We start from the raw sequence: 20278 nt of genomic DNA, 5'->3' as shown, positions 1-20278 counted from the left end.
AGTGAATGACCGACGCTAGCGAGCTGCCAGAACGCGAAAGCATGGAATTCGACGTGGTGATCGTCGGTGCAGGGCCGGCTGGTCTTGCGGCGGCGATCCGTCTGAAGCAGGTCAATCCCGATCTGACGGTCGTCGTGCTCGAGAAGGGCGCGGAAGTCGGCGCCCATATCCTGTCGGGTGCCGTCGTCGATCCCATCGGCATCGACCGGCTGCTGCCCGGCTGGCGGGAAGAAGACGGCCATCCTTTCAAGACCAAGGTGACGGACGATCACTTCCTGGTGCTCGGACCTGCCGGCTCCGTCCGCCTGCCGAATGCGCTGATGCCGCCGCTGATGAACAATCACGGCAATTATATCGTCTCGCTCGGCAACGTCTGTCGCTGGCTCGCCGAAAAGGCGGAAGCGCTCGGCGTCGAGATCTATCCCGGCTTTGCCGCCACCGAAGTGCTTTACAATGACGAAGGTGCCGTCATCGGTGTTGCCACCGGCGACATGGGCATCGACAAGAACGGCGAGCCCGGTCCGAACTATACCCGCGGCATGGCGCTGCTCGGCAAATACGTGCTGATCGGCGAAGGCGTGCGCGGTTCGCTCGCTAAGCAGCTGATTGCCCGGTTCAAGCTCGATGAGGGACGTGACGTGCCGAAGTTCGGCATCGGCCTCAAGGAACTCTGGCAGGTCAAGCCCGAGCACCACAAACAGGGCCTGGTGCAGCACTCCTTCGGCTGGCCTTTGGGCATGAAGACCGGCGGCGGTTCGTTCCTCTATCACCTCGAAGACAATCTCGTCGCCGTCGGCTTCGTCGTGCACCTCAATTACAAGAACCCCTATCTCTATCCCTTCGAGGAGTTCCAGCGCTTCAAGACGCATCCGGCGATCCGCTCCACCTTCGAGGGCGGCAAGCGCCTCTCCTATGGGGCGCGCGCCATCACCGAAGGCGGTTACCAGTCGGTGCCGAAGCTTTCCTTCCCCGGGGGCGCGCTGATCGGCTGTTCGGCCGGCTTCGTCAACGTGCCGCGCATCAAGGGCAGCCATAATGCGGTGCTGTCGGGCATGCTGGCGGCCGACAAGATCGCCGCAGCAATTGCTGCCGGCCGCGCCAATGACGAAGTGATCGAGATCGAGAACGAATGGCGCAGCACCGACATCGGCCGCGACCTGAAGAAGGTCCGCAACGTCAAGCCGCTGTGGTCGAAGTTCGGCACGGCGATCGGCGTGGCGCTTGGCGGTCTCGACATGTGGACGAACACGCTGTTCGGCTTCTCCTTCTTCGGCACGCTGAAACACGGCAAGACCGATGCCCAGTCACTGGAGCCGGCCTCGCAGCACAAGCCGATCGCCTATCCGAAGCCGGACGGCGTTCTGACCTTCGATCGTCTCTCCTCGGTGTTCCTGTCGAACACCAATCATGAGGAAGACCAGCCGGTGCATCTCAAGGTCAAGGACATGGACCTGCAGAAGCGTTCCGAGCACGACATCTATGCCGGCCCGTCGACGCGCTACTGTCCGGCCGGCGTCTATGAGTGGGTGGAAAAGGACGGCAAGGACACCTTCGTCATCAACGCCCAGAACTGCGTGCACTGCAAGACCTGCGACATCAAGGACCCCAACCAGAACATCAACTGGGTGCCGCCGCAGGGCGGCGAGGGGCCAGTCTATCCGAATATGTGATGGGCATGGGAGAGATCGGGCGAGACGCATACGCAATCCGCCTTGCCCGCTCTGCTGACCTGGAGTGTATGGCGGAAATCGAGATCGATGCCTTCGCAACTCTCGGCCGGGCGCTCGGCAGGGAGGATGATGGCAGGACCGTGCCGCGCCAGAAGCTGGAGACGTCGCTCGATGCGAAGCTGCTGTTCGTGGCGGTGGACCATCTGGACCAACCCTTCGCCTTCGCCGCCGGGGCCGAGCTTTATGACACAGTCTATGTCATGGAGATCGACGTCATGCAGCGTTGGCAGCGAAAGGGCGTTGGGCGGCGCCTGATGCTGGGCATGATCGAGGCGGCGCGGATGCAGGGCGCATCAGGTGTCACACTGACGACAGATCGTTATGTGCCGTTCAACGCGCCGTTTTACACCTCGCTTGGATTTCGAGTGCTGGATGAGCCTGAAATGCCGGCGGGGCTTTTTGAGATTCTAAAATTCGAGATCGACCATGGCGGCGATCCCGAAAGGCGGGTCGCCATGGCGCTGTGGTTCTGAGCAGGGCTTTTCCGGCTACAACAACGCGGCAATCCTGAGATTTTCGGCAACGCGCTGTAGCCGCTTGTCGCGCGTCCAGAGATAGGTGCCAGGTGTCAATATTGCCGCCGCCGCCAGGTGAGCATCGACATAGCCAATGCCCATACCTTGTAATCTATTGCTCCGGATAAAATAAAGAACGTCATCATCTGGCGCCTTTGAAATCTGATACAACCGGCTCAGACTTCTCATAACAAGATCATATTGCCTCAGGTTTCCGAGGCTGATCTCACCGATCACGAAGGGATGGATGAGAACCTGTTTCTGCTCCAATAAAGATTGAAGTTTAGCGTCTAGCGAATGAAAATGATCGATCCAGATCGACGTGTCGACCAAGATCATTCGACACCAAATCGACGACGAGGAGAGGCCGCAATATCTGGTTCCGTGCCGCCAAGGCGTATAAGCGTTCTGGCAGCTTCTCGCTCGATAAGCGCTTTCAACGCCTCCCGCACGATCGCTGAGGTCTCGGCCAATTCGGTGACTTCGCGTGCATCCGCGAGCAATTTGTCATCAATGGTTACTGTGGTTCGCATTAACATGCTCCTTTGTCATCAAAATTAGCATCAGATGATGCCGCTATCAACGCGGAAGGCTGCCCGAGGGCAGCCTTCAATTCATCGTACTGATCGCTGCACTCACTTCCTCGACAAGACTCCTGTCGAAAGCGCGACCCCCATGCCCGTGACAACCGCAGCTGCAATTTCGGCAGCACCGATCGGCTCGCCAAGCAGCAGGCCGCCGCCGAAGGTGGCGAGAACGGGCGTGATGGCGGTGAAGGCTGCAGCTTGTGTGCCGCCAAGAGCCTGGACGGCGAGACCGTAGGCGAGCGTGGCGGCGAGGCCGGAAAGCAGGCCCTGGCTGACGACCTGCAGGCCGATTTCCGGCAGCGGGATAGAGGCGAGCGAGCTGCCGAAGATCAGAGCCAGGCCGACATGAATAAGGAACGACCAGATGGCGATGATGGCGCTTGCCTGGATGGCGTTCAGGCCGGAGCGGCGGAACGCGTGGGTGTAGCCGGCCCAGAGCAAAGCGCCGAGCGGCAGAAGTGTGAAGCTGATCCAGGACATCTCCACGCCGGAAAGACTGCGCGCCAGGAGGATGACGACGCCGGCGACAATACCGCCGAGGCCGAGCCAGCGGGTGATGTCGGGCCGCTCGCGAAACAGCAACACGCCAATAAGCGCAGCCGCCAGCGGCATGGAGCCGCCAAGCAGAATACCGGCCGAAGCGGCGGGCGTGGAGTGGATTGCGAAGGTCGTCAACTGGAAGAAGAGCGCGCCGGCGCCGCAGACCATCAGTGCCAATAGCTTCAGCGACACGCCCTTGGGCAGCAGCCCGGTCCGCAGCCAGACGGGAGAAAGCACCAATGCCGGAATACCATAGCGGATCAGGCCGAGGTCGATCGTGCCCATCTGCGTTTCCGCGGTGTGGCGGGTGGCAAGAATCCAGTTGGCCCAGATCAAGACCGTAACGATGGCGCCTGCATAACCGATTGTGGCAGGCATCGTTTTGCGGGAGGAGAGTGTCAAAGCAGTCATCGACGTATCCTTTCGAACCGTCCGGATCATCATCCGGTTGAAGAAAAGATAGCGCCGAAAGCCGAGGCATGTCCTTGCTAGTTATGGCTCATAGAACATACTATGAGCAATAATCTGCCAATCTGGAATATAAAGCTTCGCAAAAATGCCAAAACTGGATAAATTTGATATTGCCATCCTCAACTGCCTGCAGGAGGATGCGCGCGCCACCAATGTCGAGATTGCCGAGCGCGTGAATCTCTCGCCATCACCCTGTTTGAGGCGCATTCGCAATCTGGAAAAATCGGGTCTGCTGCGTGGCTATCGCGCCGATATCGACCGCAAGGAGGCTGGCCTCGGGCTGACGGTTTTCGTCGAGCTCAAGGTTGGGCATCACTCCAAGGAAAATTCGGAGGCGCAGCAGGCAGCGCTGCTCGCTATTCCCGAAATCGTCTCCTGCCACTTGATTTCGGGAGCAGCGGATTTTCTGGCGGAAGTTGTCGTCGCGGATCTGGCCGCCTATGAGAAGGTGATGTCGGAAAAGCTTCTGACGCTCCCCGGCGTCTCCGACCTGCGCTCGAATTTCGCGATCCGCAGCATCAAGACCAACGGCGCCCTCAAGCTGCCGCAGCCGGATTGAAAATGAAAAGGGCCGTCGCCGGCCCTTTCGTAGTCAAGATTTTATTGTCCTCAAAGCATCGTGCCGCTGAGGATCAGCAGTGCGACCGAGAAATAGATCACCAGCCCGGTCACATCGACCAGCGTTGCGACGAATGGCGCCGATGCACTGGCCGGGTCGAGGCGCAGCTTCTGTAGCGCGAAGGGCAACATGGAGCCGGCCAGCGAACCGAACATGACGATGCCGATCAAGGCGGCGAACACGGTAACGCCGACCAACTGCCAATGCGGACCATAGTCGAAAAGACCGATGGTCTGCCAAAGCACGATGCGGGCAAAGCCGACGAGGCCCAGAATGGAGCCAAGCACGATGCCGGTCGGCAGTTCGCGCAAGGCGACACGCCACCAATCGGACAGCTTGAGTTCGCCGAGCGCCAATGCCCGGATGATCAGCGAGGTCGCCTGCGAGCCGGAATTGCCGCCCGAGCTCATGATCAGCGGGATGAACAGCGTCAGCACGACAGCCTTCTCCAACTCGCCTTCGAAATGCTGCATGGCGCTGGCCGTCAGCATTTCGCCGAGGAAGAGGGCAGCGAGCCAGCCGGCACGCTTGCGGATCATGCCCGCGAAGCTGATCTTCATATAGGGCTGACCGAGGGCTTCCATACCGCCGAATTTCTGCGCGGCTTCGGTCGTATCGGCGATCATCGTATCGATGACGTCGTCGACCGTCACAATGCCGAGCATCAGGCCATTTTCGTCGACGACCGGCAGAGCGAGCAGGTCGTGTCGGCGGATCAGCCGGGCGACATCCTCCTGCTTCATCAGCGCAGGCGCGGTGACCGGCGTACCCTTCTGTGCCACGGTCAGAATGCAGGCATCGGGCTGGCCGGTGATGAGACGGCGCAGCGTCACGACATGCAGCAGCACGTGGGTGTCGTCGTCGAGCACATAGATCGCATAGACCGTTTCGCGGGAGCGCTCGACTTGGCGCACGTGGTCGAGCGTCTGCGCAACCGTCCAGGTGGCGAACACGCTAACGAATTCCGTCGTCATGATGCCGCCGGCTGTGCGCGGCGGATAACCCATCAAGCCCTGGATTGCGACACGAACCGGCTCGTCAAGAGTGGCAAACAGCCGGGCGCGCGCGTCGCCGTCCAGTTCGAGAAGAATGTCGGCCACGCGGTCATTGGACATGCCGTGCAGCAGCCGTGCGGCATCCGCATTGGTCATGACCTCGAGAATGGCAGCGGCGTTACGCAGTTCCGGCCGATCGAGAATGCGAACGGCCCGCTCCTCCGGCATCTTGACCAGAATGCGTGCGGCTTCGCTGGCCTCGAGCGCGTTCAGCGACTCAACGCGTTCTGCAATGGTAAGGGCGCGATTATTATTAATAAATGCACGAGCGGCATTGCCAGCCCGCATGGGGAAGCTGTTGATATTCATTATAGCTCGCCTTTCCGGTCGATCCGCCGTCGTGGCAGATCGTGGCGAGCCGACAGGAGTCGGTTACAGCACGAATGCCACTGACGGCAAAGGCAATCGACTACTACTGTCGCTAGGCATCGTAAGATGGCTCCGGTTAATCGGTATGGAAAACACGGGTTCCCCACACGGGAGAAGTCGCTCCGAAGAGCCGAAAAGTCAAGGGGCGCCGACGGCTAATGCCATAATGTCGCATGCAATTTTTCGTTTGGCGGCTAAAGGCTTGTGCGTTGCAGCAATCGCTATTGCAAAAATGTCAAAAAAGTAGACGGCCGGGTGGTGTGCACCCGGCCGATCGATGGGAATGAGTGGGTTCAGAAGCCGGTCAGAACGACCCTTGCTTTCCATGTCGCCTGTCTTAGGCGTTACGGCCGTTGCGCTCCAAAGCGACTGATATTCCGAAAACGATCAGACCGAAGACAGAAAGCACCGCGCCGACATAGCCTGTCGACGCTGCGGTGAAGCCCCAGGAAATCACCAGGCCGCCAAGCCAGGCGCCGAGCGCATTGGCGATGTTGAAGGCCGAATGGTTGGAGGCGGCGGCCAGCGTCTGCGCATCGGCCGCGACATCCATAAGACGTGTCTGCACCGCTGGGCAAGCGGCAAAACCGCAGCCGATGAGGAAAACGCAGAGGCAGAGCATCACAGGATTTGCAGCCGTCAGCGAAAACAGCGTCATGATGACGACGTTGAAGACCATCATGCCGCCGATCGTGCCCTTGAGCGACAGATCGCCGAGGCGCGAGCCTACGACATTGCCGACATTCATGCCGATGCCGAAGAGCGCCAGCACGACCGGCACCATGCCCGTTCCCAAGCCGGCAACCTGCGTCGTCGTCGTCGCGACATAGCTGAAGATCGAGAACATGCCGCCGAAACCGACCGCGGCAATGCCGAGCGTCAGCCACACCTGGATGCGGCGAAGGGCGCCCAGCTCGCGGGCGATGCTCGCGCCCTCCTCGACCTTGTCCTTGGGCAGGAACAGGGCAATGAGCAGCATGGTCACGAGGCCAACGCCGCCGACCATCATGAAGGCTGCCCGCCAGTTCAGAAGCTGGCCGAGGAAAGTGGCGATCGGCGTGCCGATCAGGGTGGCGATGGTGAGCCCGAGCATGACCTGACCGACGGCACGTACGCGGCGATGAACCGGTACCATCGACGCGGCCACAAGCGCCGCAACGCCGAAATAGGCGCCATGCGGCAGGCCGGTGATGAAACGCAGAGCCGCGAAGCTTTCGAAGGTCGGCGCCAGGGCGCTGGAAATGTTGCCGGCAGCAAAGATCGCCATCATCAGCAGAAGCAGCGTGCGCCGCGCCATCTTGGCGGCAAGGACGGCGATGATCGGCGCGCCGACAACGACGCCGAGCGCATAGGCGCTGATGACGTGGCCTGCTTCCGGAGTCGTGACGCCGAATGTATCGGCGACCTCGGGCAGCAGGCCCATGATGACGAATTCGCCCGTGCCGATGCCGAAGCTTCCGACCGCAAGCGCCAGCGTCACAAGGGCGATCGCCGTGCGCGACGGGGCTTCGAGGCTGGATGGGGAATCGATGAGGTCGACGGCGATATCGCTCACGAAAACTCCTTGGCGGCGATGCAGAAAGTGCCGCGAAGCGGGCAACGGGCAGGGAAAACCGGGGTTCGGCCTCGGACACACGATGCGGAATGAAAAGACGGGAAAGACACGAACATGCCTCAATTAATACTATGAATCAGCGCGATACCGCTGTCGCGTGCATTTTTTGCAGCGCAGCATATCGCCCTGCGCATAAGTTCTGATGCGGTTATCGCGCGATCTGTAATCCGCATTGACTGCGGTAGCCGGGCCTGAAAATGCTTGAAATCGCCTTGGCCGAAACCATTTCTGGACTAACAGGTGCAGGGAGCAGATTTTTCTTGAGACAGATTCAACGAGAAAACCGGGAGCCTCGATGAAACTGATCGGCTTTTTCAATCGCGACGGCGGTACGTTCAAGACGACGGACATGGATGCCTACGAAATGAAGGCGGAGCAGGTTTTCCGGGATGCCGGCCACGATTTCGAAGGCCTGGTCGTGTCGGGCAGCGAAGTTGTTGCGGCCATGGAGCGCGCGGCGCGTCGCGACGATATCGACGGCATCGTCGCCGGCGGCGGCGACGGCACAATTTCCGCGGCCGCCGCCGTCGCTTGGAAAAACGGCGTCGCTCTCGGCGTCATTCCCGCCGGTACCATGAACCTCTTTGCGCGCTCGCTCCGACTGCCACTCGATATCTGGCAGGTATTGGACGTGCTGGCGACAGGCGAGGTCGATCAAGTGGATATCGGCAGCGCCAACAGCCGACCCTTCATTCACCAGTTTTCCGCCGGAATGCATGCGCGCATGGTGCGTTATCGCAACGCCTATACCTATCGTTCGCGTTTCGGCAAGATGACGGCCAGCATTCGCGCTGCCTTGGGTGTCGTCTTCAACCCGCCGGAATTCGATGTCGATTTCGAAGCCGAGGGCGTTCGCGAGCGCCGGCACGTGTCGGCGATTTCCGTGTCCAACAATCCTTTTGGCCCAAACACGCTGCTGTATGCCGACGACCTGCGCGGCGGCGAACTGGGCTTTTATACGGCGCGGCCATTGCGGCCGCTCGGCGTTGCACGGCTCGCCATCGATATGCTGCGGGGCAGGTTTCGCGAGAACGCCGACGTCATGGTCATGCATGCGCGCGAAGTGCACCTGCATTTCCCGAAGCTGCGAAACCGGGCGAATTGCGTCTTGGATGGCGAGCTGCGGCCGCTGGAACGCGACATCGCGCTCAAACTTCATGCCGGCGAGCTGAAGGTGATGGTCAAGCAGGGCACGGCCGCGCGGGTTGCCGACGAAGACTCGATCAGCCGTGCGGTCGTCTGAAATCCGTCAAAGGCGCGACAGATATGTTCGGTAGTCGAAATCGGATACGGTGCGCAGGTAGCGGACCGCTTCCTTGTGCTTTGTATCGCCGTAGAGCTTCTGGTATCGCTCCCCGAAAATATCGGCGATGAACGGGGATGCGCGAAAGCGCTCGACGGCGGTCAGAAAATCATGCGTCAGGCGCGGTGCATTTGCCGGCACATGGCTTGGCGTTGTCTCTTCGCCGGGGTCGAGTTCGTTCTGCAATCCATGCAACATGCCCCCGAGGATTGCCGCCAGCATGAGATATGGATTGGCATCGGCGCCGGCGACGCGGTGCTCGACGCGGGCACCCGGGCCGTCCTTTTCGGGGATGCGGACCGCAGTTCCCCGATGACCGTAGCCCCAGGTGAGGTCCACGGGCGCGAACGAGCCCGGCTGGAAGCGGCGATAGGAATTGGCATAGGGCGCAAAGACCAGTTGCGCATCCTGCAGGGTCTGCAGCAGACCGGCGCAGATCGATTTTAGCCGCAATGGCTCGCCGCCGGCTGCGTCGAGAATATTGCGGCCGTCTTCGTCGACGATGCTGGCGTGCACATGCAGCCCTGAGCCAGCGTGATCGGTATAGGGTTTTGCCATGCAGGTCGATTTGAGACCGTGCTTGCGCGCCGCCTGCTCGGCCAGTCGCTTCAAGGCCACGCAATCATCGGCGGCGGCGAGCGCGTCGGGGCGATGCAGCAGATTGACCTCGAACTGGCCGGGGCCGAATTCCGCCGTCGTCGCGTCTGCCGGCAGGCCCTGCGCTTTCGCATAGGCGCGCAGAGTTTCGAGATAATCGCCGAGCAGATCGACAGCATCCATGTCGTAGAGCTGATAGCCGTTCGGCGCGCCACGATACATCAACGCCGGCGGCGGCGAGGGAACGCCGCGCTCGCGCCAGTCGTCGGCGAGAAGATAGAATTCCAGTTCGGTCGCAACGACCGGCGTCAGGCCGAATGCCTTATAGCGGTCAACAACGGCGGTAAGAATGGCGCGCGGGTCCTGAAAGCTCGGGCTGCCGTCGAGTTCATGCATCGTGGCCAGCACCTGCTTCGATCCCGGCGCCGCCCAGGGCATATCTACAAGAGTGCGCGGATCGGCGACGCAGGTGCCATCGGGATCGCCGATCGTCAGCGACAGCCCGGTGAGGTCGTCATTGTCGTCGCCCCAGATGTCCAGGGATTGTGTCGAGGTTGGCAGGCGCACCGCACCGGACCAGACCTTCTTTTCTGCCGCCATCGGGATCTGCTTGCCGCGCAGCCGGCCGTTCATGTCCGAGATCAGCACCTCGATGCGCGCGTTACCTTCGGTTGCGTTGTCGGCCGCCATGCTCTTGTAAATCCCCAATGCTCACGGCATGGTCGTAAACGATCGAGGTCAGCCTTTCAATCCGACAGGGATTCTGCAAACGATGTCCGACACTTCCAGCCGTTCCAATCTCGCCGCCGTCGATGCCGCTCACCATCTCCATCCCTTCGCGGATATGAAGAAGTTGAATGCCGACGGCGCCCGGATCATCCAGCGCGGCGAGGGCGTCTATATCTTCGACAGCAACGGCAAGAAATATCTCGACGGCTTTGCCGGCCTCTGGTGCGTCAATATCGGCTATGGACGAACGGAAATCGCCGATGCCGCCATCCGCCAGATGAACGAGCTGCCCTATTACAACACCTTCTTCGGCACCACGACCACGCCGGCTACGCTTCTGTCCGAGAAGGTCTGCGCCCATGCCGGGCCGCATTTCAATCATGTCTTCTTCACCAATTCCGGCTCCGAAGCCAATGACACCTGGTTCCGCATGGCGCGCGTCTATTGGAGCGCGATGGGCAAGCCGACAAAGAAGACCGTTATCGCCCGCCGCAATGGCTATCACGGTTCCACCGTTGCCGGCGCCAGCATGGGCGGCATGAAATACATGCATGAACAGGGCGACCTGCCGATCCCCGGCGTCGTCCATATCGGCCAGCCCTATTGGTATGCCGAGGGCGGCGATCTCTCTCCAGAGGTGTTCGGCCTCAAGGCCGCTCGCGAGCTGGAAGAAAAGATCGATGAGCTGGGCGAGGACAATGTCGCCGCCTTCATCGCCGAGCCGGTCCAAGGGGCAGGCGGCGTCATCATTCCACCCGCGACCTATTGGCCGGAGATCGCCCGCATCTGCAAGGCGAGGAATATCCTGCTCGTCTGCGACGAGGTGATCTGCGGCTTCGGAAGGCTCGGTTCATGGTTCGGTTATCAGCATTTCGGCGTCGAGCCCGATCTCGCGCCGATCGCCAAGGGCCTGTCTTCCGGCTACCTGCCGATCGGCGGCGTGCTGGTCAGCGATCCCATCGCCGATGTCCTGATCAACCAGGTGGGCGAGTTCAACCACGGCTTCACCTATTCCGGCCATCCGGTCTGCGCCGCCGCTGCGCTGGAAAATCTAAGGATCATCGAGGACGAGGGGTTGGTCGAGCGCGTTCGCGACGACATCGGGCCCTATTTCGCCAAGGCGTGGGGCAGTCTGGCGGATCACGATATGGTCGGCGAAGCTGTCAGCATCGGGCTGATGGGCGCGCTGCAACTTGCCGCCGACAAATCCACGCGCCGTCGCTTCGAGAAGCCGGATGCGGTCGGCTCTGCCGTGCGCAATCATGCTTTGACCAACGGCCTTGTGCTGCGCGCGACAGCCGACCGAATGCTGGCCTCGCCGCCGCTGATCATCAGCCATGAGGAAGTGGATGCGATGGTGCGTATCACGCGGCTGGCGCTCGACGCGGTGTGGGCGGAAATGAAGCCGTAGAGCAATTCCAGGAAAAGTGCGCAGCGGTTTTCCGTCCGGAATGCGTAAAAACAAAGAGATAGAGCGGGAAAGCGATTCCGTGAAATACTGAACCGCTCTAGTCAGCTCTTATCCGCTAGGGATGGCGCATCCCATTTGCCCGCCTTGTGCAAGGCTAGCGTTAGCCCCGCGACGTGAATGCTCTGGATCATCTTGCCCTCCAGAGCCAGTCCGATGGCTTGCCGGATAGGCATGCGGATAAGCCGCGTGCGTTCCGTCGGATCGTCCGCGGGTTTCGTGGCGATTTCGACATTGCGGGCGAGCACGATATGGGAAAGGTTCGAGTGTGTGGCCGGATTGGGTGCAAGGGCGCCGACATACTCCCATTCGGAAGCAGAGAGGCCGGTTTCTTCCCGCAATTCGCGCGCAGCCGCCTCGATCGGGTTGGCATCGCTGGCATCCATTGCACCTCCCGGCACTTCCAATGATACGACGCCTAGAGCATGCCGATACTGTTGGAGCAGGTAGATATTATCCTCCGCATCGAGCGCCACCACCTCGACCCAATCGGGATATTCCAACACGTAATAGGGCGCAATCTCCACGCCCTCCGCGGTGACACAGGCGTCGGCTCTGACTTTCAGCCATCGGTCGTGAAGCAGATGGATGGAGCTTTTGACTTGCCATGGCGGCAGATCATAGGGATCGAGCAAGATGCTCGTGCGCGTGTCGGTCTGGTCCATGAGCGGCTCCCGCGTTGAAAATCAAAAGATGGGCGGTGATCCCCGCAGATCGGGTGATCGGCTTTATTTCGGATAGATCCAGGAATAAGCGAAAGACGCCAGGTCGCCGGGTTTGCCGTGAATGTACTGTACGTCCGCGAGTTTGATGTCCGGCGTCGCATATTGGGGGCCAAGCGTATCGTGCAGCCAGTTTGCCAAGGGTGCCGGCACGCCGGCATCGTTCTTTCCCGGCCGCCAAACGACGAGGATCGGCTTGTCGGCGCTCCATTGATAGTCCGTCTTCAGATTTCCGAAGAACAGCGACATGGCCGGCACATCAGGCAGTTGCAAATGCAGATTGCCGGCGGGCAGCCAGTTGTCCGTCAGCACCAATCCCGGCTTTTTGCGTTCCGTCGCCACGGCCTGGCTCACAAAGGCGGGGTAGGGCGTGTTGTAGTGGTCATAGGAGCCGAACCACGTCGGGAAAATCACGCGGATCAACAGCAGCGCCGGGATGATCAGCATCATCGCCAGCGGTATATAGAAGAAGCGCTTGCCGAAATCCGACGCCTTGATGCCAGCCACTTCCATTTTCAGGCACAGATAGATCGGCAGCAGGAACAGGAAGGGCAGCAGCCAGCGGTCCCGCAGCGCCGTCATGCCGATGCCGACGATCAGGATCAGCACCAGCACGGCGATGGCAGCAAACAGGATCTCGAAAAAGAGGGTCCATTCGTTCGACCGCCCCAGATTCTTGAAGAGGCTCTTGCCGAAGACCAATGAATAGATGACGAGCGTCGGCGCGCAGATGACGACGACCAATTTCACGAATTCCAGCGGCCCCTTCACCAGCTTGGCAAAGGCGCTTTCCGGCGCATCCTGCTCCATGATCCCCAGGGTCCGTCCCGAGGCAAGGTCGAGATTGTGGATCAGCCAGAGCCCGTGCGGCAGGAAGATCAATAGGGAGATCAGCAGGGTCAGCAGAAATCGCTTATCGAAGAGGCGCGCGCGCCCCTGCGGATGCATCAGGACGGCAATGACTGCGGCGGCGGCAAGCAGGGCGAAATTATATTTCGACAGCATGCCGAGACCGAGCGCGACGCCGGTGAACACATAGGAGCCCAGGCTCGGCGCCTTCAGCGTGCGGATTGCACCATAGAGGAAGAGATTGATGGTCAGGAGCTGGGCGACCGTATGCGTCAGGTCGCGCTGCGCCTCCCAGAAGAGCTGCGGGATCGTCAGCAACGATAGTGTGGCGATCGCCGCGAAAACCTTATCGGACAACACCAGCTTCGCCAGCTTGTAGTAGCTGAAGAAGACCAGAAACAGCACGATGTTCTTGACGATGGAAATCGCCGCCAGCGACAGTCCGAAGACGGACACCACCAGCGCCTGCACCCAATTATAGAGCGGCGGCTGGGAATCGTAGCCGAGTGTCAGCCATTGTGAGAACAGCGCCTGCTGAGACTCGTCGTAGCGCATGCCATGCGGCATGGCGAGCCGCACCAGAAATTCCAGAGCGAAGTAACCGGCAAGCAGAAGGATGATGGTATCCGGTCGGCGGACCAGAAGCCTATGCATCCTGACTATCCCGATCGAATATCTTGCGGACGATATAGTTCGGCGACAGGTCGTCGCGATAATAGATGCGCGCGATCATCTCGGCCAGGATGCCCGTGGTGATCATCTGCACCGACGACAGCAGGAGCACGACGCCGACCAGCAACAGCGGCCTGTTGCCGATATCGTCGCCGAAGATGAACTTGGCGATGAAGAGCCACAGCAGGATCAGGCCAGCGAGTGCCCCGAGGCCAAGGCCGAGAGAGCCGAAGAAATGCCCCGGCCGCGCCTTGTAGCGCATGAAGAACATCACCGACAGCAGGTCGAGGATGACGCGGAAGGTGCGCGAAATCCCGTATTTCGATGTGCCGTGCTGGCGCGCATGATGAGTAACGACCATTTCGCCGATACGCGAGCTCGGCACGACACCCGCGACCCAGGCCGGGATGAAGCGGTGCATCTCACCCATCAGCTTCACTTGCTTGATGATCGAGGCGCGGTAGATTTTCAGGCTGCAGCCATAGTCGTGCAATTTAACGCCGGTGATGCGGCCAATGAGGTAGTTGGCGCACCAGGAGGGAATCTTGCGCAGCAAAAGCCCGTCCTGGCGGTTCTTGCGCCAGCCGACGAGCAGGTCGAGCTGCCGCCGCTCCAATTCCTCGACCATCGCGGGGATATCCTTCGGATCGTTCTGCAGGTCGCCGTCCATGGTGGCGATCAGCCGGCCGGTGGCGGTGTCGATGCCGGCCTGCATTGCGGCAGTCTGGCCGAAATTGCGCTGAAGCTCGACGATGCGCAGCGTCAGTCCCTCGCGTCCGATCGAGCGGCGTGCACTGGCAAGCGTTGCATCGGTGCTGCCGTCGTCGATCAGGATCAGTTCCCAGGGCTTAGTGAAGCCCGCCATGGCGGAACAGATCCGCTCGATCAGCGGTCCGACGCTTTCTTCCTCGTTAAAGACGGGCACGACCAGCGAAAGCTCAATGGCACTTACCGTGTCGGTCAGGGGGCGGATCGACTCTGCCGTTGTCTGCAACTCTTCTTTCTCCTAAAAGACCGGCAGAACCGGCCGGACGGAACGAGCGACATGTCCGGCGTCAGCCTCCGCTCGCATTTGGTGCCTTAACTACATGAAGACTCCGATGGTTGCCAGCCGACAGAACTGGTTTATTCGCAACCGCATGACGCTGCTGACATTGGCCGTCGTCCTCGCCTATGCCGCCTTTATCGAGTGGTTCTGGGGCTGGAGTTCGATCCTGGCGCAATGGGGCAATGTGGGTGCCCTGCCCATTCTTCTGGCAATGGCGCTCCTGACCAGCACCTACTTCCTTCGCACCTGGCGCATCTACGATTATTTCCCGAAGGAGACCGGCGGTCATTTTACCGCACTCTTCCGTGTGACGCAGGTCCATAATCTCCTCAACATCATGATGCCCTTCCGCACCGGCGAAACCAGCTTTCCAGTGCTGATGCGCTCCGAATTCGGCATTCCGCTGGCGCGCGGCACCTCGGCGCTGCTCGTCATGCGGCTGCTCGACCTGCATGCGTTGCTTGCCGCAGCAGGTGTCGGCCTGGTGCTCGCTTCGCCCTATCATGCTCTCGCCTGGGTTCTATGGCTTGCTTTCCTGCTTGTACCGGTCGCCGTTTTTGTCCTGCGCCGCCCGCTGATCAAATTCGCCGGCAAGGCATTGCCGAAGAAGGCGCAGGGACTGGTGCATGAACTGGAACGCGGCCTGCCGGCTAATGGCACTGCCTTTGCCCGCGCCTGGCTGACAACGGTCGTCAATTGGCTGGTGAAGGTCGTGGTGCTCGCCTGGGCGCTCCGCCTGATGAATGTCACACCGCTGTCGGCGAGTTTCGGTGGTGCCGTAGGGGGCGAGCTTTCCTCTGTGCTGCCGGTGCATGCGCCCGGCGGTGTCGGCACCTATCCGGCCGGTATCACCGCCGGCGCGATCGCTTTCGGAGCTCCCGGACAAAAGGCCGCGCTCGACAATCTGGCCCAGGCAAGCATCAGCGCGCATCTCCTGATCGTCGTTTCGGCTCTGACCGGGACGGCGCTCGCCTTGCTGATCTCAAGGAAGCGCCACGGATAGGCCTATCGTTCGGTTCTGTCGCCAAGCTCCGCCAGCCGCTTGCGCAGGAACGCCTGTTCGGGCGCCTGATGGCAAAACGAAAGCGCCATCTCGTAGGACCGTCGCGCTTCGTCTTTGCGGTTGAGTTGGCGCAGAAAATCGGCCTTCGCCGCATGGGCCAGATGATATCGGGCCAACCGGTCTTCGCTCAGCAGGCCATTGACGATATCAAGCGCGGCCGCCGGCCCATCGCACATTGAAACCGCGACTGCCCGATTGAGTTCGATCACGGGCGACGGATGCGCCACCAGCAGCAGATCGTAAAGCGCCACGATCCGCCGCCAGTCCGTCCGCTCCGTGGTTGCCGCGCGTGCATGCTCGGCGGCAATTGCAGCCTGCAGCGCATAGCTGCCGACGCTTTCGCCCGCCATCGCCTCGGCCGCAAAGGCCAGTCCCTCTCGGATTCTCCTGTGGTCCCAGAGCCTGCGATCCTGATCCGCCAGCAGGATGAGATCGCCGGAAGCGCTCGCCCGTGCGAGCCGCCGCGAATCCTGCAGGAGCATCATCGCCAGCAATCCGGCAACCTCCGGATCTGGCAGGAGCTTTAGGAGCAGGCGACCGAGACGGATGGCTTCGGCGGCAAGGTCGGCGCGGATGATTGTTGTGCCAGACGAGGCGGAATAGCCTTCGTTGAAGACGAGATAGATGACATGCAACACCTGCGCCAACCGCTCCGGCAGCTCCGTCTTTGCCGGAACTTCATAGGGAATTCGGGCTGTGCGAATGCGGTTCTTGGCGCGAACGATACGCTGGGCAATCGTCGGCGCGGAAATGAGGAAAGCATGGGCGATCTCTTCCGTCGTCAGACCGCAGACCTCGCGCAGCGCCATCGCCATCTGCGCTTCCGCCGGGATGAGCGGATGGCAACAGGTGAAAATCAGCCTGAGCATATCGTCTTCGATCTCTTCGCTTTCGGTTATCTCGAGCATTTCGCCCTCCGGATACAGGCTGTCGACGATGTCGGCCTGTGAGGCATCGAAGCGCGCTCGCCGCCGGATGTGGTCGATCGCTCGAAAGCGGCCGGTCGAAACCAGCCAGGCATAGGGATTGGCCGGCAACGTCTCTTCCGTCCATTGTTGTGCCGCTGCCGCAAAGGCATCGTGAAGGGCCTCTTCCGCCCGGTCGAAATCGCCGAGCAGACGGATCAGCGTCGCAAACACGCGGCGCGATTGGCTGCGGTAGATCTCGTCGATGGTTTCGTTCAGCGACACGGGCGGTCTCTTGCTCTCCTGTCAGGTGCCGGGAAGGGTGAGTATCCGGATCGGGCGGATTTCGATGGCGCCGTGGCGGCCGGAGGGGATGCGTCGGGCAATCTCTGTTGCGTCGGCCATATTGGCAGCCTCGACGAGATAGAAGCCGGCCAGATGCTCCTTCGTCTCGACGAAAGGGCCATCCGTTGTAGAAAGTGCCGATCCGCGTGGGCGGATGACGATGGCCTTGTCGGGCGTAGCCAGAGCATCCGAGAGGATCAGCGTGCCCTTCTTCCGCAGGCTCTCGTCATAGGCAAAGTGCTCGGCGATCAGGCTGTCGACCTCGCTGTAGGTCAAGGTGCCGTCCACGTCGGCGGACGTGTAGATCAAGCATAGAAACCGCATATCCATGTCCTCCCACCTTATGCCTATTCATTCGGAAACCTGATGTCATAGGCCGCGCGGACCTCGATCATGCCATACTTGGCGACGGGGAAGGTGGCGGCGATGCGGGTTGCCTCCTCCATATCCTTCGCCTCGATCAATACGAAGCCGCCAAGATACTCCTTCATTTCGGTAAAGGGGCCGTCGGTGACGGTGCTCTCGCCCTTACGCACCCGCACCGTTCTCGCGGTCTCAGGCGCGCGCAATGCGTTTGCCACGACGATATGGCCGCTGTCGCGCAGCCTGTTGTCGTTGTCGATGGATTCCTGCGTCAGCCGCCGGCCTTCTTCCTCGGTGAGGGACATGATCTCGGCAGTTTCGAACCAAACCTGGCAGAGAAATTTCATCGTCGCCTCCTCAAGCCTCAGGACCGAAGGAATAGATCGGCCGCACTTCGATGCTGCCGAGCTTTGCAAGCGGAATGCCTGCGGCGACGCGGATCGCGTCGTTCAGGTCCTTGGCATCGATCAGGATGAAGCCGCCGAGATATTCCTTGGTTTCGATGAAGGGGCCATCCGTGACGGATGTCTCGCCGTTGCGGACCCGTACGGTCACGGCTGAGCTTGGTGATTGCAGGGCCTCGGCGTGGATCATGTGGCCGCTTGCCATCAGATCGCGGTCATAGCCGAGCGAATCCGAATCGAGCCTGTGCTTTTCCTCCTTCGTCATGGCATCGAGCTTCGTGCCGTCGAACCAGACCTGGCAAAGATATTTCATTGCAGCGTCTCCTCTTTCCATTTGCTGACAGCCATAGACGAGTGGTCCGCAAGCAAATCGACATCCCGGTCGGCAGCATGACAAAAAATTTCTCCGCTGTCGAAAACGCCCGAGGCCACTCGACAAGTTCCGTCATCACCAAAGGAGAGACGGACATGCACACCTTGGAAACGGCGTTGGTGAATTACTGGACCAGAAAGACGTTGTCGGAGAAGGATCTGATGGAGACGCCCGATCTCGGCAAGGTCGTTCTCCGCACCATGGCCGGCTTTGCAGCCTTTGCGGTTCTGCTGCTCTGCCTCAATTGGATGGCAACGCCGACGATCGACCGGCCGCAGGTCGCGACCGTCGATCAAATAAGGCTGATGCCGGCGGCGAAAGAATAAAGGGCGAGATGCCCGCCCTAACTGAAGTGCGGGATATGTGCCGCAAAACTCCGACTTTTTGCGATCGCGGCTGTCACTTTATCTGGTGGCAAATCGCTTCTTTGCGTCATCGGTACTCGGCATATAAAGCGAAACGGCATTTCCATCAGGGTCCCGAAACTGAAACGTTGTGTTGCCCCAAGGCATTGTCTTGAGTTCATGTACGAGGGGCACTTTGTCTTTGAGACGAGCATATTCGGCGTCGATATCGTCGACCTGAAACTCTAGGATGAGACTGCGATTGGCGCAAGGTTCAGCGCTGCCTTCCTTCCAGAGCGCAACCGTTTCCGATGAACCAATCGCTAGCACAGCGCCGGGCAAGACTATTTCGGCAAAGACCGGCGCTAGCCACTGCGCTTTCACGTTTACGATCATCTCGTAGAAAGCGACCAGTTGCTTGATGTCCGCGGTGATGATGCGTGTCGATGCAAATTTCATTGTGGGCTCCTTTTCACACGATGGAGCTTGTCGCACAGCCCTGTTGCCACCATTATGGCAGCAGGAGTCAGCATATGCGTCGAGCCGATCGCCTGTTTCAGATCATTCAAATTCTGCGTCGGAGTACTCGGCCGGTGACTGCCGCTAACATTGCGGAAGAACTTGAGGTTTCGAAACGCACCGTTTACCGCGACATTAGCGATCTCGTTGGCCAGAGGGTGCCGATTTCAGGTGAAGCCGGCTTCGGCTATTTGCTCGATTCCGCCTACGACATGCCGCCGCTTATGCTTACGCCCGATGAAATCGAGGCTGTGATATTGGGCGCGCAATGGGTCGCTGGCCATTCCGACACTCTCATCGCCAACGCCGCCCGTGATGTCATCGTCAAAATTGCGGCCGCCGTTCCTGAAAACTTGCGGCCGTTTATCGCCGAGCCAAGCATGGGTGTGAAACCAGGCTCGCGCCCACCAACGGAAATCATTGACATTGCCGACATCCGGGAAGCGATCCGTCAGAGGCGTAAATTGGCGTTGTGCTATCGGGCAGAGAACGGCGAGATAACAGACCGTATTGTGTGGCCGGTTATCCTCGGCTACGCGGAGAGCCATCGTATGCTGGTGGCCTGGTGCGAATTACGCCAGGATTTCAGACACTTCCGCTGCGACAGGATCACTACGGCAATTCTGTGCGACGAAACCATTGGCCTGCGCGCCGGTGAACTCCGTCGTAAGTGGCAGCAATGGAGAGCGGAACAATTCAAGCTACTCCAGACCCCCACTTAGGAAATAGGGCTGCGTTAAAAGCGCTGCACAAAATCCGAGATCGCAACATAAAATCTGGACACTTGATCGGCCGGTGCATCGTTTTCCGGCCAGATCGCGATTAGTTCTTCAAGATTCGTCTTGATCACATGGAAGGTGTTCAGCCCCTCCTGCTCACTGCCGATAAAAACGGTGTGGACCATATTGCCGTAGAGGCCGCAGGTAATGGCAAATGGCACGCGATCACACCTCTCAAGTGTGATGCGCGCGCCGGCGCTATGTTCTTCGTCCAAAACAATGACGCCACCTTCTGAACCCTGACGGCCGACCGTCGAACCACCGTCAAAGCTCATCCACGGCACTGCATTTCCT

The 20278-nt window shown here is 60.2% G+C and carries 24 protein-coding genes; 8 read left to right on the top strand and 16 right to left on the bottom strand.

Features of this window, described 5'->3' with window-relative positions:
• Positions 1–5: 5 nt before the first annotated feature.
• Both ACXHXG_RS01785 and ACXHXG_RS01780 read left to right on the top strand, forming a co-directional pair.
• A complete protein-coding gene (locus tag ACXHXG_RS01785; protein WP_457898327.1) occupies positions 6–1670 on the top strand; it encodes an electron transfer flavoprotein-ubiquinone oxidoreductase in 1665 nt (554 codons plus the stop codon).
• A 68-nt stretch (positions 1671–1738) separates the two neighbouring features.
• A complete protein-coding gene (locus ACXHXG_RS01780; RefSeq protein ID WP_457898326.1) occupies positions 1739–2203 on the top strand; it encodes a GNAT family N-acetyltransferase in 465 nt (154 codons plus the stop codon).
• Positions 2204–2218: 15 nt separating this feature from the next.
• Here ACXHXG_RS01780 and ACXHXG_RS01775 read toward each other — a convergent pair whose 3' ends face one another.
• From ACXHXG_RS01775 to ACXHXG_RS01765, 3 genes are all read right to left on the bottom strand, one after another.
• On the bottom strand, positions 2219–2584 hold the full coding sequence (locus tag ACXHXG_RS01775) for a type II toxin-antitoxin system VapC family toxin (protein WP_104822466.1): 366 nt from the start codon (positions 2582–2584) through the stop codon (positions 2219–2221).
• The gene (locus tag ACXHXG_RS01770) at positions 2581–2778 is read right to left on the bottom strand and encodes a type II toxin-antitoxin system VapB family antitoxin (RefSeq protein ID WP_457898325.1); all 198 of its coding nucleotides are present in this window, start codon (positions 2776–2778) and stop codon (positions 2581–2583) included. The genes ACXHXG_RS01775 and ACXHXG_RS01770 overlap by 4 nt, the downstream gene beginning before the upstream one ends.
• 102 nt (positions 2779–2880) lie before the next feature.
• Positions 2881–3783 (bottom strand): DMT family transporter, encoded by a 903-nt coding sequence (locus ACXHXG_RS01765; protein ID WP_104822468.1) that lies wholly within the window; start codon positions 3781–3783, stop codon positions 2881–2883.
• A gap of 145 nt (positions 3784–3928) precedes the next feature.
• Here ACXHXG_RS01765 and ACXHXG_RS01760 point away from each other — a divergent pair, with 145 nt between their 5' ends.
• The gene (locus ACXHXG_RS01760) at positions 3929–4402 is read left to right on the top strand and encodes an Lrp/AsnC family transcriptional regulator (protein ID WP_104822469.1); all 474 of its coding nucleotides are present in this window, start codon (positions 3929–3931) and stop codon (positions 4400–4402) included.
• Positions 4403–4452: 50 nt separating this feature from the next.
• Here ACXHXG_RS01760 and mgtE read toward each other — a convergent pair whose 3' ends face one another.
• The 3 genes from mgtE to ACXHXG_RS01745 form a co-directional block, all read right to left on the bottom strand.
• Positions 4453–5826: a magnesium transporter gene (mgtE, locus tag ACXHXG_RS01755; protein WP_104822470.1), complete on the bottom strand. Its 1374-nt coding sequence runs from the start codon at positions 5824–5826 to the stop codon at positions 4453–4455.
• Between the two features lie 198 nt (positions 5827–6024).
• Positions 6025–6213: a hypothetical protein gene (locus ACXHXG_RS01750; RefSeq protein ID WP_283049683.1), complete on the bottom strand. Its 189-nt coding sequence runs from the start codon at positions 6211–6213 to the stop codon at positions 6025–6027.
• Positions 6214–6223: 10 nt separating this feature from the next.
• Positions 6224–7441 (bottom strand): MFS transporter, encoded by a 1218-nt coding sequence (locus tag ACXHXG_RS01745; RefSeq protein WP_457898324.1) that lies wholly within the window; start codon positions 7439–7441, stop codon positions 6224–6226.
• Between the two features lie 355 nt (positions 7442–7796).
• Here ACXHXG_RS01745 and ACXHXG_RS01740 point away from each other — a divergent pair, with 355 nt between their 5' ends.
• Positions 7797–8744, top strand: coding sequence for a diacylglycerol/lipid kinase family protein (locus tag ACXHXG_RS01740; RefSeq protein WP_104822472.1), 948 nt, complete (start codon positions 7797–7799; stop codon positions 8742–8744).
• Between the two features lie 6 nt (positions 8745–8750).
• Here ACXHXG_RS01740 and ACXHXG_RS01735 read toward each other — a convergent pair whose 3' ends face one another.
• Positions 8751–10091 carry a glutamine synthetase family protein gene (locus tag ACXHXG_RS01735; RefSeq protein ID WP_457898323.1) on the bottom strand — a complete coding sequence of 447 codons (1341 nt, stop codon included), beginning with the start codon at positions 10089–10091 and terminating at the stop codon, positions 8751–8753.
• A gap of 82 nt (positions 10092–10173) precedes the next feature.
• On the opposite strand from ACXHXG_RS01735, the gene ACXHXG_RS01730 reads away from it, so the two are divergent.
• A complete protein-coding gene (locus ACXHXG_RS01730; RefSeq protein WP_457898322.1) occupies positions 10174–11541 on the top strand; it encodes an aspartate aminotransferase family protein in 1368 nt (455 codons plus the stop codon).
• A 101-nt stretch (positions 11542–11642) separates the two neighbouring features.
• Here the strand turns inward: ACXHXG_RS01730 and ACXHXG_RS01725 are convergent, their stop codons facing one another.
• The 3 genes from ACXHXG_RS01725 to ACXHXG_RS01715 all read right to left on the bottom strand — a co-directional run bounded on the left by ACXHXG_RS01725 (position 11643) and on the right by ACXHXG_RS01715 (position 14835).
• Positions 11643–12263, bottom strand: a complete 621-nt coding sequence (locus tag ACXHXG_RS01725) for an NUDIX hydrolase (protein WP_457898321.1) — start codon at positions 12261–12263, stop codon at positions 11643–11645.
• Positions 12264–12326: 63 nt separating this feature from the next.
• On the bottom strand, positions 12327–13823 hold the full coding sequence (locus ACXHXG_RS01720; protein ID WP_457898320.1) for a glycosyltransferase family 39 protein: 1497 nt from the start codon (positions 13821–13823) through the stop codon (positions 12327–12329).
• Positions 13816–14835 carry a glycosyltransferase family 2 protein gene (locus ACXHXG_RS01715; RefSeq protein WP_104822477.1) on the bottom strand — a complete coding sequence of 340 codons (1020 nt, stop codon included), beginning with the start codon at positions 14833–14835 and terminating at the stop codon, positions 13816–13818. Before ACXHXG_RS01715 ends, ACXHXG_RS01720 begins: the two co-directional genes overlap by 8 nt.
• Before the next feature lie 94 nt (positions 14836–14929).
• Here ACXHXG_RS01715 and ACXHXG_RS01710 point away from each other — a divergent pair, with 94 nt between their 5' ends.
• Positions 14930–15892, top strand: coding sequence for a lysylphosphatidylglycerol synthase domain-containing protein (locus tag ACXHXG_RS01710; protein ID WP_104822478.1), 963 nt, complete (start codon positions 14930–14932; stop codon positions 15890–15892).
• A 2-nt stretch (positions 15893–15894) separates the two neighbouring features.
• Here ACXHXG_RS01710 and ACXHXG_RS01705 read toward each other — a convergent pair whose 3' ends face one another.
• Genes ACXHXG_RS01705 through ACXHXG_RS01690 form a run of 4 tightly spaced genes read right to left on the bottom strand, consistent with a single transcriptional unit; the run spans position 15895 to position 18282 of the window.
• The gene (locus ACXHXG_RS01705; protein WP_457898807.1) at positions 15895–17136 is read right to left on the bottom strand and encodes an RNA polymerase sigma factor; all 1242 of its coding nucleotides are present in this window, start codon (positions 17134–17136) and stop codon (positions 15895–15897) included.
• Positions 17137–17163: 27 nt separating this feature from the next.
• On the bottom strand, positions 17164–17526 hold the full coding sequence (locus ACXHXG_RS01700) for a YciI family protein (protein WP_104825035.1): 363 nt from the start codon (positions 17524–17526) through the stop codon (positions 17164–17166).
• Positions 17527–17549: 23 nt separating this feature from the next.
• The gene (locus tag ACXHXG_RS01695) at positions 17550–17912 is read right to left on the bottom strand and encodes a YciI family protein (RefSeq protein WP_457898319.1); all 363 of its coding nucleotides are present in this window, start codon (positions 17910–17912) and stop codon (positions 17550–17552) included.
• Between the two features lie 10 nt (positions 17913–17922).
• Positions 17923–18282, bottom strand: coding sequence for a YciI family protein (locus ACXHXG_RS01690; RefSeq protein ID WP_457898318.1), 360 nt, complete (start codon positions 18280–18282; stop codon positions 17923–17925).
• A gap of 155 nt (positions 18283–18437) precedes the next feature.
• Here ACXHXG_RS01690 and ACXHXG_RS01685 point away from each other — a divergent pair, with 155 nt between their 5' ends.
• A complete protein-coding gene (locus ACXHXG_RS01685; protein ID WP_457898317.1) occupies positions 18438–18668 on the top strand; it encodes a hypothetical protein in 231 nt (76 codons plus the stop codon).
• A 78-nt stretch (positions 18669–18746) separates the two neighbouring features.
• On the opposite strand, the gene ACXHXG_RS01680 is transcribed toward ACXHXG_RS01685, so the two are convergent.
• Complete coding sequence (locus ACXHXG_RS01680; protein WP_457898316.1) at positions 18747–19145, bottom strand: VOC family protein; 399 nt, start codon at positions 19143–19145, stop codon at positions 18747–18749.
• Between the two features lie 74 nt (positions 19146–19219).
• Here ACXHXG_RS01680 and ACXHXG_RS01675 point away from each other — a divergent pair, with 74 nt between their 5' ends.
• The gene (locus tag ACXHXG_RS01675; protein WP_457898315.1) at positions 19220–19927 is read left to right on the top strand and encodes a helix-turn-helix transcriptional regulator; all 708 of its coding nucleotides are present in this window, start codon (positions 19220–19222) and stop codon (positions 19925–19927) included.
• Positions 19928–19941: 14 nt separating this feature from the next.
• Here ACXHXG_RS01675 and ACXHXG_RS01670 read toward each other — a convergent pair whose 3' ends face one another.
• A complete protein-coding gene (locus ACXHXG_RS01670) occupies positions 19942–20259 on the bottom strand; it encodes a hypothetical protein (protein ID WP_457898806.1) in 318 nt (105 codons plus the stop codon).
• Positions 20260–20278 lie beyond the last annotated feature (19 nt).

This window comes from Rhizobium sp. LEGMi-198b (genome assembly GCF_054114205.1).
This window is presented reverse-complemented; position numbering and strand designations above follow the sequence as displayed.

Coding starts and splice junctions, on each gene's coding strand:
- ACXHXG_RS01785 (WP_457898327.1), top strand. CDS start 6: ATGACCGACGCTAGCGAGCTGCCAGAACGCGAAAGCATGGAATTCGAC.
- ACXHXG_RS01780 (WP_457898326.1), top strand. CDS start 1,739: ATGGCGGAAATCGAGATCGATGCCTTCGCAACTCTCGGCCGGGCGCTC.
- ACXHXG_RS01775 (WP_104822466.1), bottom strand. CDS start 2,584: ATGATCTTGGTCGACACGTCGATCTGGATCGATCATTTTCATTCGCTA.
- ACXHXG_RS01770 (WP_457898325.1), bottom strand. CDS start 2,778: ATGCGAACCACAGTAACCATTGATGACAAATTGCTCGCGGATGCACGC.
- ACXHXG_RS01765 (WP_104822468.1), bottom strand. CDS start 3,783: ATGACTGCTTTGACACTCTCCTCCCGCAAAACGATGCCTGCCACAATC.
- ACXHXG_RS01760 (WP_104822469.1), top strand. CDS start 3,929: ATGCCAAAACTGGATAAATTTGATATTGCCATCCTCAACTGCCTGCAG.
- mgtE (WP_104822470.1), bottom strand. CDS start 5,826: ATGAATATCAACAGCTTCCCCATGCGGGCTGGCAATGCCGCTCGTGCA.
- ACXHXG_RS01750 (WP_283049683.1), bottom strand. CDS start 6,213: ATGGAAAGCAAGGGTCGTTCTGACCGGCTTCTGAACCCACTCATTCCC.
- ACXHXG_RS01740 (WP_104822472.1), top strand. CDS start 7,797: ATGAAACTGATCGGCTTTTTCAATCGCGACGGCGGTACGTTCAAGACG.
- ACXHXG_RS01735 (WP_457898323.1), bottom strand. CDS start 10,091: ATGGCGGCCGACAACGCAACCGAAGGTAACGCGCGCATCGAGGTGCTG.
- ACXHXG_RS01730 (WP_457898322.1), top strand. CDS start 10,174: ATGTCCGACACTTCCAGCCGTTCCAATCTCGCCGCCGTCGATGCCGCT.
- ACXHXG_RS01725 (WP_457898321.1), bottom strand. CDS start 12,263: ATGGACCAGACCGACACGCGCACGAGCATCTTGCTCGATCCCTATGAT.
- ACXHXG_RS01720 (WP_457898320.1), bottom strand. CDS start 13,823: ATGCATAGGCTTCTGGTCCGCCGACCGGATACCATCATCCTTCTGCTT.
- ACXHXG_RS01710 (WP_104822478.1), top strand. CDS start 14,930: ATGAAGACTCCGATGGTTGCCAGCCGACAGAACTGGTTTATTCGCAAC.
- ACXHXG_RS01700 (WP_104825035.1), bottom strand. CDS start 17,526: ATGCGGTTTCTATGCTTGATCTACACGTCCGCCGACGTGGACGGCACC.
- ACXHXG_RS01695 (WP_457898319.1), bottom strand. CDS start 17,912: ATGAAATTTCTCTGCCAGGTTTGGTTCGAAACTGCCGAGATCATGTCC.
- ACXHXG_RS01690 (WP_457898318.1), bottom strand. CDS start 18,282: ATGAAATATCTTTGCCAGGTCTGGTTCGACGGCACGAAGCTCGATGCC.
- ACXHXG_RS01685 (WP_457898317.1), top strand. CDS start 18,438: ATGCACACCTTGGAAACGGCGTTGGTGAATTACTGGACCAGAAAGACG.
- ACXHXG_RS01680 (WP_457898316.1), bottom strand. CDS start 19,145: ATGAAATTTGCATCGACACGCATCATCACCGCGGACATCAAGCAACTG.
- ACXHXG_RS01675 (WP_457898315.1), top strand. CDS start 19,220: ATGCGTCGAGCCGATCGCCTGTTTCAGATCATTCAAATTCTGCGTCGG.
- ACXHXG_RS01670 (WP_457898806.1), bottom strand. CDS start 20,259: ATGAGCTTTGACGGTGGTTCGACGGTCGGCCGTCAGGGTTCAGAAGGT.